Origin of the sequence: Pseudomonas sp. ef1, assembly GCF_007293365.2 — a bacterium.
Taxonomy (GTDB): Bacteria; Pseudomonadota; Gammaproteobacteria; order Pseudomonadales; family Pseudomonadaceae; genus Aquipseudomonas; species Aquipseudomonas siliginis.
Genome location: NZ_CM129815.1, coordinates 2441183 through 2453107 on the forward strand (window position 1 = coordinate 2441183; position 11925 = coordinate 2453107).

Sequence of the window (11925 nt, forward strand, 5' to 3'; positions counted from 1 at the left end):
TGCTGGTCTTTACTCTGAAGCGCGAGATCTCTCAATCGCCCCCAGGAGAAACAGACATGTCCGGATGGTACGAAGTGAGCAAAAGCAGCAACGGCCAATTCAGGTTCGTGTTGAAAGCGGCGAACGCCGAAACGATTCTGACCAGCGAACTCTACAGCACCCGCGCCGGCGCCGACGGCGGGATTGCCTCGGTGCAGGCCAACAGCCCGCTGGATGAGCGCTACGAGAAAAAGTCGACCAGGGATGGCCACCCGTACTTCAACCTGAAGGCGGCCAATCACCAGATCATCGGCAGCAGCGAGTCGTATTCATCGGACGGCGCGTGTGACAAGGGCATTGCCAGCGTGAAGGCCAACGGCCCGACGAAAACCATCAAGGACAAGACCCAGCCGGTGCTCTGAAATCCGACATCAACCTGTGGGAGCGAGCCTGCTCGCGAAAGCGGTGTTCCAGTCACCTTTTGGGTTGGCTGATATGCCGTCTTCGCGAGCGGGCTCGCTCCCACAGGTGACCGCATTCCATTGTGGGAGCGAGCCTGCTCGCGAAGGCGTCAGCCCGGCCAATATCAAACCTCAACCGGTACCGACAATTTCGGATCGCCCAACGCATGGCTCTTGGCATCAAAGAACCGCAACTCAACCCCGGTACCTTCAAACACCTTGGCGTAGTGACGTTTCTGATGCTGAATGAATGCGGCGCTGCGCGGGTAAATCGAGACCGCCACGCACTTCGGTCGGGCCAGGCGCAACGCGCGCACCAGATGCGCATCCTGCTCGCCCAGCGCGTGGCCGAAGATGCACAGGCTGTCGCCATGGGCCAGTAACTGCTCGTAGCAGAACGACAGATAATCCGAGCTGCGGATGGTCTTGAGCTTGTCAGCGCTCGGCCCTTCGGTGACGAACAGCGGCACGTCGTCCAGGGTCTTGATCGTATTGTTGATGGCGAAACTGCCGAGCAGGGTGCCCTCGGTCGAGGTCAGTTTGCGCGCGGTGCCGTCCTGATTGCGCACCAGATGCAGACCGCCGTGCAGATACAGCAGGCGCGGTTTGTCGGTGGCGCTCTGGCTCAGATCGAAGCTCGCGTCGGCGCCGTTGAACAGGTCGTCGATGGCCTTGCCCGGGTGTTGCAGCGCCCAGTAATTGAGCAGGTCGTAATTGGTGGTGAACACCGTGCGATAGCGCGCCAGTTCAGCATTGAGCACCGTCAGTGTCGAAGGCTGCACCAGCCGCCACGGGATGTGCACCGCATGCACGGTGTTGATCAGCGCTTCCTTGATCGCGTAATAGCGATTGCGCGGCGCCGCCGAGCTGACCGCCAGGGCCTTGTTGACCCGGCTGGTAGTTTTCAGGGCGCCCAGCACTTGCTCGAAGCTGCGGGTTTGCAGCGCGTCGAACACCGCCAGTTCCGATGGGCTCAGCGGTTTCTCTTCGACCGTACGGGCGTTTTCGAACAGCGAGTCGTAGCCGAAGTCATCCCATACCGCACGGCTGGCGCCATTGCCCACCAGCAAACCCTGGAAATCGTTCGCGGCGCGCAAGGCGCTCCAGTCTTCGAGGGTGGCGTCGACATTGAGAAAATCGGTCATTGCGTGGGCGGTCTCAAAACAAAGGGCAGATGGACGGCGACTTTATCACGAGCGGACATTGAGCCAGATCAACATCGCTCGTGACCGATCGGTCGATTCTGTGCGCACCCGCCGAATCGAGGCAGTCGATCCGGCTTCAGTCAGGAGACACACGATGAGCAGCACCTTCTTCATTCCGGCGGTCAACATCATGGGCAGCGGCTGCCTCGACGAAGCCATGGTCGCGATTCGCAATTATGGCTTTCGCAAGGCGCTGATTGTCACCGACACCGGGCTGGCCAAGGCTGGCGTCGCCGCAATGATCGCCGAGAAACTGGCGATGCAGGACATCGATTCGGTGATCTTCGATGGCGCCAGACCGAACCCGACTACGGCCAATGTCGAATCCGGTCTGGGGCTGCTGAAGGAAAGCCGTTGCGATTTCGTCGTGTCGCTGGGTGGCGGCTCGCCGCACGATTGCGCCAAGGGCATCGCCCTGTGCGCAACCAATGGCGGGCAGATTGGCGATTACGAAGGCGTCGACCGCTCCAGCAAGCCGCAATTGCCGCTGATCGCCATCAACACCACCGCCGGCACTGCCAGCGAAATGACCCGCTTCTGCATCATCACCGACGAATCGCGCCACGTGAAAATGGCCATCGTCGACCGCAACGTCACGCCACTGCTGTCAGTCAACGATCCGGAACTGATGGTCGCGATGCCCAAAGGCCTGACCGCCGCCACTGGCATGGATGCACTGACCCACGCTATCGAAGCCTACGTCTCGACCGCCGCCAACCCGATCACCGACGCCTGCGCTTTGAAGGCCATGAGCCTGATCAGCAGCAATCTGCGTCTGGCCGTGCGCGACGGCAGCGACCTGGCGGCGCGGGAGAACATGGCTTACGCGCAGTTCCTCGCAGGCATGGCGTTCAACAACGCCTCACTTGGATTTGTCCACGCCATGGCGCATCAACTCGGCGGCTACTACGACTTGCCCCACGGCGTCTGTAACGCCGTGCTGTTACCGCATGTACAGAGTTTCAATGCGCTGGTCTGTGCTGATCGACTCAGGGATGTCGCCCACGCCATGGGCGCGGATATTCGTGGTTTCAGCGCGGAGGAGGGCGCACAGGCGGCGATCAATGCCATTCGCAACCTTGCCAAGGACGTCGAGATTCCCGGCGGACTGCGTGAGCTGGGCGCGAAACTCAGCGATATCCCGGTGCTCGCCACCAACGCCTTGAAGGACGCCTGTGGACTGACCAATCCACGGGCGGCGGATCAGCGCCAGATCGAGGAAATTTTCCGCAATGCGTTTTGAATGAAGGCGCGCAGGCGAGCGAAGTCGAAAAGTCCTTCGCTTGCTTCTGCGACCACGGCAAATGTCCGCACACGGCCCCAATCTGAAACCTGGCCGGCGATGTTGTGGACGGCGGAGATACGGTACTGTCCGACCGCCAGGGAGGGTGCTGCCGGGGTTTGCCATTTCCGGTCGCTTTCGACCGCTGCTCTGGCAATCTCCAGGCCAGTGTCCAGATCGAAAATACTGACGAAACCCTCGGCTCGCGTGACATCTCCCGAAAAGATCAGAGGCGTATCGACCTGCGCGCCCTCAATCGGTTCGACAACGACCGGGACGTCGATCTCGGGCCGCAGTCGCACCTCATATCCGCGCTCTTCGCTCCATTCGGACGTGATGCCTGCATAGGTCTGGTGGGCGTGAATCCTCTGCTGACCCTGGGCCTGAACGCCGGTGATGCTGAACGCCCATCGTCCATTTGCGCTGACCAGCCCTTCGCCAAGCGAATGGGTGTTTTCAATGTTCCAGACCTGCACAAGAGCATTGGGTATACCGCTGCCGAGCAACAATGTCGCAGGTCCCGTCGTGCTGGCCTCTTCGGGATAGGTGATGGTCGGGGCCGGTTGTGAAGTTTGCTCGTCGCGAGTGCTCATCATGCTTCTCGTCCATGGCTGATTTGAACGCTGAGGTTGGCATGACGTGCCTGAATTCGAACCTGTAAGAACTACCAGTCATTCAGTCTTTTTTACACAGTAGGTAATTTCTTTTTCTTCTAAAAAACTGTCATTTCTGTCAGTTGTCCGGTGTGGTGGCCTGGGGTCGAATGCTCGCTACGAGGGGATCGACGTCGATCTCTTGAGGAGCATACGAACATGTCGGAATCTATCGCGCCATTGTCCCCAAACTTGCAGTCAGCCGGGGAGCTGGATGCGCTCTTTGGTCTGCGAACGCTGAAATTCCCCGGAGCGGGCAAGACCATTGCCAAAGGCGTGGCGATCACGCCTTCGGAGCAGATCATGGTCAGCGCTACCGTCGAGCAATCGGGCCATTCGTACTACGGCCTTGCGCGCCTGGATGCCGATGGCAATCCGGATCCGGATTTCGGCACCGGCGGATATCTCAGCGGCCAGTTCGGCACAGGCTCGCTCACGCAAGGCGGGCCATTGATCGTTGATGCGCTGGGACGGATCTGGATGTGCGGTGTGATTGGCGTCGTCAAAGACCAGACTCTTGAATACCAGCAAGTCATCGCCCGGTTTCTGCCCGACGGTTCGCCGGACATCGAGTTCGGCGGCGACAGGAATGGCTACCGGATTGTGCCCATGCGGATTCCGGCACTCTTTGGGGCCACGCATGGGCAACTGCTGCTGGCGAAATCCGATCCGCAGCTTGCGCAGCCGGACCGGCTGCTGTTCGTGACCGCGCAAAAGGGCAGTGGCCTGTTGACGCGATTCCATCTCGATGGCTCGGACGATTTATCGTTCGCCAGCAACGGTTGGCTGCCCCTGTCGCTGCCAGGGGTGGCCATTTCGCTGTCCGGGATCATCCAGCTCGACGATGGGCTGATTCTGCTGCATGGCAAAACGGAAGTAACCAATCAGGGATTGGTCATGGCGTTCGACCACAACGGGAAAGTTGCACAAGCGTTCGGCGACAAGGGTGTACTGCTGTTGAATATTCAGCGCGATGGCCAGCCGCTCGAAAGCAGCGTGATGGACATTGCTGTGCAAACGGCGCAGCGCCTGCTTCTGCTCGGTTCGGCGGTCGAGTCAACGCAAGGCACGAAACTGCAACACGGGTTCATCAGTGGTATTACCTACTCCGGCCAAATGGATGACGCGTTCAACAATCCTGTCCTCACCCCGACGGCGCAGGAGCGGGATCTGAGAGGTTGGAAGGCAGGGTTTGCGCTGGATGATATCGCCGGTAAACGGATCGTTGCGGTCGGACAGACCTCGGGCAGCGCACGAGGCTTGTTGACGGCAGGCTTTCTGGTCGATGGCGCTGTGGATGATTCGTTTGATGTCGAGGGCGCGAGAGACATTTCATGGTCAGCCATTGATGCCTGCCTGCAAGGCTCTTCAATTCTGGTGTTGGGACGCAAGGACGATAGTGCGCAATTGGTCCGCTTGCTGACTGCGCCTGTCACAACACGGCGAGACCGCATCGGCCTTTGAGCGCCAGAGGTAAACCGAACTGTCCTGCCGGCTCGGATGAACCCTGTCCAGTTCGGCGGGATCGTCAGCCAGGTTTTGGTCGGCGCGCATCAAGGACCTCACCGGCAGCACCACCCCGGCTTGCCGCAGAAGTTGCGCACGCTGGATAAGTTCTGAGACTCGCGGCGTCTGTGATGACGCCTTCGCGAGCAGGCTCGCTCCCACTTTGGAATGCGCTTTCCTGTGCGAGCGAGCCTGCTCGCGAATTCCGACTTCAGACACATGAGAAGATTCGCTGGCCAGATCTGTTGAATCCTCCGATGCAGAAAGGGATAGTGCGCGGCTGCAAATGTCATCAAGGAGCGGGAATTGACAATGAAGTCCAATTGGATCAGCGCAGTAGCGCTCTGCGGATGGTTCATGGCTGGGCAGGCGTGGGCCGATTGCACGCCGCCGGCGGTCAGCGCGGAAGCGGATTTCTCGCTGTGCAAGGACTGGCCGGCTTATCCGTCGCTGACGATTACCGCGCTATCGACGTTCGTGCCCGATCCGGTATATGGCCATGACGGCAGCGTGGGCTCGTACGATCTGGATCTGGCTGTCATCACGGCCGGCAGCCCCAAACCGCTGGCAACCTATCATCAGCCGTCGGCGTTTCTCTCCGATGCCATCGCGCTGGAGAGTCTGGAACTCGACACGGCGCGTTATAAACTCACGCCCGACCTTCGTGCATTCGGCGTCCGCGCCCATTTCAAAGGCTCGTCGCGCGTCAATCCGCTGGATGAAACCCTGCTGTCGCTCTACGTGAAAGAGGGCGACAAGGTGCGCCCGGTGCTGGATCGCTTGGTCGTCTACAGCTTCAGTGGCGAGTGGGATGGCAATTGCGCCGGAGAGCGCTCGGAGACGGTGCGTACGCTTGAGATGGGCAAAACCAGTTCCCATGGTTACGCCGATATCATTGTCCGCTCAGTCACCATGGGTCTGGTCGGCGAGGGTTCACCCGACACCTGCGAGTCGAAGACCACTCACGAAAAGCCGGTGCTGACCACGTTGCGCTATGACGGACAGCAATATTTCGTTCCCGAAAATCTGAGAGGCTATTGAAGGCGCGTCGTTCTACTTCCTCGATCCCGACGGGCACAAGCTGGAAGTCCACGTCGGCGATTTGCAATCGCGGCTGGACGCATGTCGCCAGAAACCGTACCCCGGCATGCGTTTTCACGACGCGCAGTGATCCGCCGTGACCCTCTGATATAGACTGGCCGCCAAGTATTCTGGCGCTTGCAGGTTTCTCATGACTCCATCATTGCTGTTGGCCGTTCTGGCTTCGGGTTTCATCTACGGGATCACGCCCGGGCCGGGCGTGCTGGCGGTGTTCGGGATTGGCGCGGCCCATGGCCGGCGCGCCGGGGCGGGTTTTCTCTGCGGGCATCTGCTCGGCGATGTGATCTGGTGCAGCACCGCGCTGGTGGCGATTGTCGGTGCGCGGGAAATCGGCAGCACCGCGTTCGATGTGCTCGGCGTGCTCAGCGCGTTGTACCTGTTCTGGCTCGGCTGGCGTGCGGTGCGTGCCCAACGCCGCAATGGCGACGAGGCGCAAGGGGCGGCGCGGCAGCCGTTCTGGCACGGCATCGTCTTCGGCCTGACCAATCCCAAGGCCTATCCGGTGGCGGTGGCGACCTTTACGGCGCTGTTGTCGAGCCGCGCCGAACTGCTCAACTGGTCGATGCTACCTGCACTGATCGCCCTGAGTTTCATCGGCGGCGCCCTGGCCTACGCTATCCTCATCGGCGTGGTCGGCGCACAGCGAGTGCGCATGGTGTATCAGCGGCATGAGCTGCTCATCACGCGTTTATGCGGCGTGATGTTTATCGGCTTCGCCATCAACGCGTTGATGCACGCGCTGCCGGGGCTGCTGCCGAACAAGACTTGATGGAATGGGCAGGGACGCGCAATCACGATCATGGATGATTGAAATCGCTGCATTGCGCGGACACCCCGTAGAACCATGCAAAGCCCCAACCCTGCGCCGCTGGCGAGCTACATTGACCTGTTGCTGGACGCCGTTTGCGCGGTCGACAAACAGGGCCGTTTCGTTTTTGTCAGCGCTGCCTGCGAGCGGATTTTCGGCTACACGCCTGACGAACTGATCGGCCGCTCGATGATCGAGCTGGTGCACCCGGCTGATCGCCAGCGCACCCTCGCGGCCGCGGGCGAAATCATGGGCGGCGACCCGAAGCACAATTTCGAGAACCGCTACCTGCGCAAGGACGGCAGCGTCGCGCACATTTCCTGGTCGGCGCGCTGGTCGGAAGTCGATCAACTGCGCATCGCCGTCGCCCGCGATATCACCGAGCGCAAGCAGGCCGAGTCGCGGCAAGCGGCGTTGTACGCGATTTCCGAGGCGGCGCATGCGGCGGAAGATTTGCTGGCGCTGTTCAAACGCATCCATCTGCTGATTGGCGAGTGGCTGCCGGCGCTGAATTTTTCCGTGGCGCTGTACGACGAACACTGCGCGCAGCTGAATTTTCCCTATCACGTCGACGATCACGAATTGCAGCCCGAGCAGCCCGGCACCGTCATCGGACGGCTCTGCGCGCAAGTGATCCGCAGCGGCCAGCCAATGTTGCTGACGCCGGACAGCGCCGATGCCACGCCCGATTTTGCTGAGCTGGTGGCGGAACAAAACGCGCCTTGCTGGCTCGGCGTACCACTGAATTCAAAAAACGGCACCATCGGCGCCTTGATCGTCAAAAGCCTCGCTGGCGGCGAACGCTACACCGAGCAGGACAAGGAACTGCTGCAATACGTCTGCGCACAAGTCGCCACGGCCATCGAGCGCCAGCAACTGCACGCGCGGCTCAAGCGCATGGCGCAATACGATCAACTGACGCAACTGCCCAATCGCGAACTGCTGCGTGATCGGCTCAGGGCTGCGCTGGCCGATGCGCGAACCCTGCACGGACACATGGCGCTGCTGTATGTCGATCTGGATCGCTTCAAACAGGTCAACGACACCCATGGCCATGCCGTCGGTGACATGCTCCTGCAAACCGTGGCCAACCGGCTGAAAGGCTGCGTGCGTGAAACCGACACGGTGGCGCGTATCGGTGGCGATGAATTCGTCGTGCTGCTGCACAGCGTGCATGCCGCCGGCGATCCCGACAGCGTCGCCGGAAAAATCCGACAGGTGCTGGCGCAGCCCATGCGCCTCGACGGGCATGACCTGCGGATCGAATCGAGCATCGGCGTGGCGCGCTTTCCTGAACACGGCGAAGAAGAACAGCAGCTGTTTCGGCATGCCGATCAAGCCATGTATGCGGCCAAACGCCTGAATCATCGGGCCTTGGGCAGCTGAAGCGAGCGCGCCGTTCGTCGCGGTTCAGGCAGATTTTCTAAACCTTTGACCGCTAAAGCATTCCTAACTGAGGCGGACAATTGTCCGCCGCGACATTTGAGCAGCGGGCGAATCACGGCCCGTTTGAATTTTCAACAAAGGAGGGCGCGACCATGAGCCGGATGGCCACCCGTTTACGTAACGTCAGTTTTGCAACCCTGCTGGGCCTGTGCGCCAGCAGTGCGTTCGCCCAGTCGCCTGCCGAATTCATCAACGATGCCTCTGCCAAAGGCATGGCTGACATCGAAGCCAGCCGTCAGGCCCACGGCAAGACCGAATCGAAAGAGGTCAAGGATTACACCATCGTTGTGATCAACGACCGCACTACAGCCAACCAGCATCTGGCGAAAATCGCCAAGAAACTCGACCTGCCGGTTGCCCCCCGCGAAGAACTTGCTGACAAGGCCAAGGAGCTGATGCCGGAAGTGAAGGACGGCACCACATTCGATCAGGCCTACGCTGCCAGTCAGGTCAAGGCGACCGAAGAGGCCATTACCCAGATCGAGCAACAGGCACAGACCACCGACGTGCCGGAAATCAAAGCGTTTGCCGATGAGACTTTGCCGAAACTGCAAAGCCATCTGGAGAAAGCTCGAGCGTTGCAGGCCAGTCGCTAACTTCGCCTTGTTGTTGCAGCGCGAGCGAAACCTTCAGTTGAAATGCGATGCTTCCCCTGTGGGAGCTAGCCTGCTCGCCAAAGCGGTGTGTCAGTCAATGATGTTTTGACTGACCCGCCATCTTCGCGAGCAGGCTCGCTCCCACAGGGTGTGTTTACTTGCTCAGCACTCATTCAAATCCTGCTTTGGCTTGCTCTTGTCGCCCAGCCCCTCAAGATCAAACACCTGATTTTCACCCAACGCGCGGTAATGCCGGCGCAGCGCTTCAAGTTGCTTCAAGTCCAGCGCTTCCAGCCCGAGCATCGCGTTCTGCGCTTCCTTGTTCACTCGCAACAGCTCATCGAGTTTCAAATGCAGAATGTCGGTATCGCGGTTCTGCGTGTTCTGAATCAGGAACACCATCAGGAACGTGATGATCGTCGTCGAGGTATTGATGATCAGCTGCCACGTGTCGTTGTAACCAAAAATCGGCCCGCTCAACCCCCACAGCCCGATCAGAATCAACGCCCCCATGAACGTCTTCGGGCTACCGGCCCACAGGGCAAGTTTCTGGGCAATCTTTGCGAATTTCATGATGGAAGTCCTTGTTTTGGGAGCTTGAAATTCAGACATCGGCGTTGTGCTGAAAATTCTAATTACAAATAACCGGGCGGGACGCCGGAGGCGAGGCGAGCTCATCGGCCTTATCGCTGTATGGTATGGGCAGCTGCACTTCCCGGTTTCAAGCCATGCCCCGACAGGAGAACGCAATGAGTTGGTCTGCCAAGCAATACGTCGCTTTCGAAGATGAACGCACCCGCCCGGCCCGTGATCTGTTGGCGGCGATACCCACGGCGCAGGCCCGAGCGGTGGTGGACATTGGTTGCGGACCGGGCAATTCCACCGAATTGCTGGTGCAGCGTTTTCCCGAGGCGAGCGTCAGTGGCCTCGACAGTTCGGCGGACATGATTGCCGCCGCGCGCAAGCGCTTGCCTGACGTGCAGTTTCAGGTGGCCGAGGTCGATAAATGGGCTGACGAAGGTCCGTTCGATGTGATCTTCGCCAATGCGGTGCTGCAATGGGTGCCTGATCACGCATCGTTGCTGCCAGCCCTGGCGAGCAAACTTTCAGATGGTGGCAGCCTGGCGATCCAGATGCCGGACAACCTCAACGAACCGTCCCACCGCTTGATGCGTGAAGTCGCCGCCAATGGGCCGTGGGCGAGCAAGCTCGCAGACGCTGCCGGGCAGCGCACCGACATGGCCAGTGCCAGTGAGTATTTTTCAATGCTGCGGCCGCACTGCGCGCGGGTCGATGTGTGGCGCACCACCTATCACCATCAACTTCGCGATGGTGCAGCGGGGGTGGTGAAGTGGTTCAAGGGTAGCGGGTTGATTCCATTCCTGAGCCCATTGACCGAGGAGGAGCGGGCGCAGTATCTGCAGCGGTATCTGGCGGAAGTTGCCAAGGCTTATCCGGCCTTGGCTGACAGCTCGGTGCTGTTGCCGTTTCCACGTTTGTTCATTGTTGCGACCCGCTGAGTTACGCCTCCGGGTTCCTTGGGTTCGCCACGTTATCTCTGGTCGGCGCATCTATTGAACGCAACACGGTCGGTCCCCTCTCCCTCGGGAGAGGGTTAGGGTGAGGGGCTTATTGGCGCAGAAACCCGATCACCGCTGCACCGCCAACATCATCGTCCTCTGGCATCCTTTCAACTCGTTCACGCTGAGCTCGTCGGAAATTTCCTTCTGTTTTCCAGGCTTTTACACGTGGTGCGCTATGGCTGTTTAAAGTTGAATCACGTTGCGTCCCGATGCCTACAAATCCTTGCGCCGCTGCCTACTGGTACGCCAGAATCCGCCGGCTTGTGCGCCTGGAGGGCGGTCGGTAACTTGGTTCGCGTCACTGATTTCCAGTGATCGGGTTTAGTAGCCCGGTAATGTCCTCCTCGTAACGGTTGCACGAGTTCCGTTGAATCAGGCGCGTGCCTGTATTTTATGGTGGCTGTGCGCATGGCGCCTTCGGGTGCGCCGGATGGGGGATGGGTCCGGTCTACTAACTTGCGTACAGCCGCCACCCTCCCGTTTAGTAGCGTGGTGGATGCGGCTCAAATGAAAGGTACCGCCCCGTGTTCAAAGTAACGCCAAATCCGCCGGAAACCGATCCGGCTTCTCCGTACGAGTCCCTCGATTCGAAAAAACTCCACGAAGCCGCCGAACGCGCCCTCGACCACTATCTCATCCCACCAAAAACCAGCTCACCGCCGTACCAGGCCAGCAGCATGTTCATGGTTAATCCAGGCACCGACACCGAGTCGCTATTGGTCAACGCCAGCGAGTTCCTCGGCTCGGCCAGCGTCATGCTCGGCGACTTCGCCGCCTTGCTCGACGGCAGCCAGCGCAAAACCCTGCTCGGTATAGCCCAGGTCGTCATGCTGGGCGAGCTGGCGGTGAATCAGGTGCTGGATCATGTGGTGCCGGTGGGTTAGCCGGCGCTGATTTCCGAGTAAAAAGTAACCGGTCGTTGCGACCGGTTTTTCGGCTAGTGCAGCGTCAAAACCGCTGATCAATACCAGGTTTGTCCTCTTGAAAGGGCTCGGAAGGGGGAATCGGGAATTGCTGCTCCTCATACTCGCCCACCCGCCGAGCGAGAATTTCCAATTCATCGCCTTCCGGCGAGTTCATCTCAGCGCCCCAAATCTGCTCGATACGCAGCAATGCTGCGGACAAGTCTTCAGTGCTCCGAATGGGTTTGATGTCCATAAATGATGTCCGCTTTGGTAACCACATGAGCGGCGATCTTGAACGGCACAACAAACGCTGTGTTCATCATTACGTTGCCAAATATGACTGCATTGCGGAGAGTCAGATTCGCGGTGACAAAAGCGGCCACGCGTGACCCAACCGCGT

13 protein-coding genes and 1 pseudogene are annotated in these 11925 nt (G+C 59.7%); 10 read left to right on the forward strand and 4 right to left on the reverse strand.

What is annotated here, in order from left to right; translation table 11 throughout:
- Positions 1 to 56: 56 nt before the first annotated feature.
- Positions 57 to 401 (forward strand): YegP family protein, encoded by a 345-nt coding sequence (locus FEE99_RS11045; protein ID WP_041478896.1) that lies wholly within the window; start codon positions 57 to 59, stop codon positions 399 to 401.
- A gap of 164 nt (positions 402 to 565) precedes the next feature.
- On the opposite strand, the gene FEE99_RS11050 is transcribed toward FEE99_RS11045, so the two are convergent.
- The gene (locus tag FEE99_RS11050) at positions 566 to 1585 is read right to left on the reverse strand and encodes a DUF4917 family protein (RefSeq protein WP_041478895.1); all 1020 of its coding nucleotides are present in this window, start codon (positions 1583 to 1585) and stop codon (positions 566 to 568) included.
- A 154-nt stretch (positions 1586 to 1739) separates the two neighbouring features.
- Between FEE99_RS11050 and yiaY the strand changes: the two genes are divergently transcribed.
- Positions 1740 to 2888, forward strand: coding sequence for an L-threonine dehydrogenase (gene yiaY, locus FEE99_RS11055; protein ID WP_041478894.1), 1149 nt, complete (start codon positions 1740 to 1742; stop codon positions 2886 to 2888).
- Here the strand turns inward: yiaY and FEE99_RS11060 are convergent.
- A complete protein-coding gene (locus tag FEE99_RS11060; protein WP_177327018.1) occupies positions 2849 to 3520 on the reverse strand; it encodes a hypothetical protein in 672 nt (223 codons plus the stop codon). The two genes, yiaY and FEE99_RS11060, sit on opposite strands and share 40 nt — an antisense overlap.
- 219 nt (positions 3521 to 3739) lie before the next feature.
- Here FEE99_RS11060 and FEE99_RS11065 point away from each other — a divergent pair, with 219 nt between their 5' ends.
- The 6 genes and pseudogenes from FEE99_RS11065 to FEE99_RS11090 all read left to right on the forward strand — a co-directional run bounded on the left by FEE99_RS11065 (position 3740) and on the right by FEE99_RS11090 (position 9037).
- Positions 3740 to 5044: a hypothetical protein gene (locus FEE99_RS11065; RefSeq protein WP_041478893.1), complete on the forward strand. Its 1305-nt coding sequence runs from the start codon at positions 3740 to 3742 to the stop codon at positions 5042 to 5044.
- Between the two features lie 348 nt (positions 5045 to 5392).
- Positions 5393 to 6127, forward strand: a complete 735-nt coding sequence (locus FEE99_RS11070; protein WP_081932513.1) for a PA3715 family protein — start codon at positions 5393 to 5395, stop codon at positions 6125 to 6127.
- Positions 6126 to 6257: pseudogene (locus tag FEE99_RS11075) on the forward strand (glutathione transferase); the annotation flags it as partial. The gene FEE99_RS11070 and the pseudogene FEE99_RS11075, both read left to right, overlap by 2 nt.
- Positions 6258 to 6317: 60 nt before the next feature.
- Entirely contained in the window at positions 6318 to 6956 is a 639-nt protein-coding gene (locus tag FEE99_RS11080) for a LysE family translocator (protein WP_041478891.1), read from the forward strand.
- Between the two features lie 75 nt (positions 6957 to 7031).
- Positions 7032 to 8381, forward strand: coding sequence for a sensor domain-containing protein (locus tag FEE99_RS11085; RefSeq protein ID WP_041478890.1), 1350 nt, complete (start codon positions 7032 to 7034; stop codon positions 8379 to 8381).
- A 152-nt stretch (positions 8382 to 8533) separates the two neighbouring features.
- Positions 8534 to 9037 (forward strand): DUF4142 domain-containing protein, encoded by a 504-nt coding sequence (locus tag FEE99_RS11090; protein ID WP_041478889.1) that lies wholly within the window; start codon positions 8534 to 8536, stop codon positions 9035 to 9037.
- A 162-nt stretch (positions 9038 to 9199) separates the two neighbouring features.
- On the opposite strand, the gene FEE99_RS11095 is transcribed toward FEE99_RS11090, so the two are convergent.
- Positions 9200 to 9610, reverse strand: a complete 411-nt coding sequence (locus FEE99_RS11095) for a low affinity iron permease family protein (RefSeq protein ID WP_016771301.1) — start codon at positions 9608 to 9610, stop codon at positions 9200 to 9202.
- A 176-nt stretch (positions 9611 to 9786) separates the two neighbouring features.
- Here FEE99_RS11095 and tam point away from each other — a divergent pair, with 176 nt between their 5' ends.
- On the forward strand, positions 9787 to 10557 hold the full coding sequence (tam, locus tag FEE99_RS11100; protein WP_143979054.1) for a trans-aconitate 2-methyltransferase: 771 nt from the start codon (positions 9787 to 9789) through the stop codon (positions 10555 to 10557).
- 587 nt (positions 10558 to 11144) lie between these two features.
- Positions 11145 to 11504, forward strand: a complete 360-nt coding sequence (locus FEE99_RS11105; RefSeq protein WP_064361065.1) for a DUF6124 family protein — start codon at positions 11145 to 11147, stop codon at positions 11502 to 11504.
- A gap of 64 nt (positions 11505 to 11568) precedes the next feature.
- Here the strand turns inward: FEE99_RS11105 and FEE99_RS11110 are convergent, their stop codons facing one another.
- Entirely contained in the window at positions 11569 to 11778 is a 210-nt protein-coding gene (locus FEE99_RS11110) for a transcriptional regulator (protein WP_081932519.1), read from the reverse strand.
- Between the last annotated feature and the right edge of the window lie 147 nt (positions 11779 to 11925).

Coding starts and splice junctions, on each gene's coding strand:
- FEE99_RS11095 (WP_016771301.1), bottom strand. CDS start 9,610: ATGAAATTCGCAAAGATTGCCCAGAAACTTGCCCTGTGGGCCGGTAGC.
- FEE99_RS11110 (WP_081932519.1), bottom strand. CDS start 11,778: ATGGACATCAAACCCATTCGGAGCACTGAAGACTTGTCCGCAGCATTG.
- tam (WP_143979054.1), top strand. CDS start 9,787: ATGAGTTGGTCTGCCAAGCAATACGTCGCTTTCGAAGATGAACGCACC.
- FEE99_RS11085 (WP_041478890.1), top strand. CDS start 7,032: ATGCAAAGCCCCAACCCTGCGCCGCTGGCGAGCTACATTGACCTGTTG.
- FEE99_RS11080 (WP_041478891.1), top strand. CDS start 6,318: ATGACTCCATCATTGCTGTTGGCCGTTCTGGCTTCGGGTTTCATCTAC.
- FEE99_RS11060 (WP_177327018.1), bottom strand. CDS start 3,520: ATGAGCACTCGCGACGAGCAAACTTCACAACCGGCCCCGACCATCACC.
- yiaY (WP_041478894.1), top strand. CDS start 1,740: ATGAGCAGCACCTTCTTCATTCCGGCGGTCAACATCATGGGCAGCGGC.
- FEE99_RS11090 (WP_041478889.1), top strand. CDS start 8,534: ATGAGCCGGATGGCCACCCGTTTACGTAACGTCAGTTTTGCAACCCTG.
- FEE99_RS11045 (WP_041478896.1), top strand. CDS start 57: ATGTCCGGATGGTACGAAGTGAGCAAAAGCAGCAACGGCCAATTCAGG.
- FEE99_RS11050 (WP_041478895.1), bottom strand. CDS start 1,585: ATGACCGATTTTCTCAATGTCGACGCCACCCTCGAAGACTGGAGCGCC.
- FEE99_RS11065 (WP_041478893.1), top strand. CDS start 3,740: ATGTCGGAATCTATCGCGCCATTGTCCCCAAACTTGCAGTCAGCCGGG.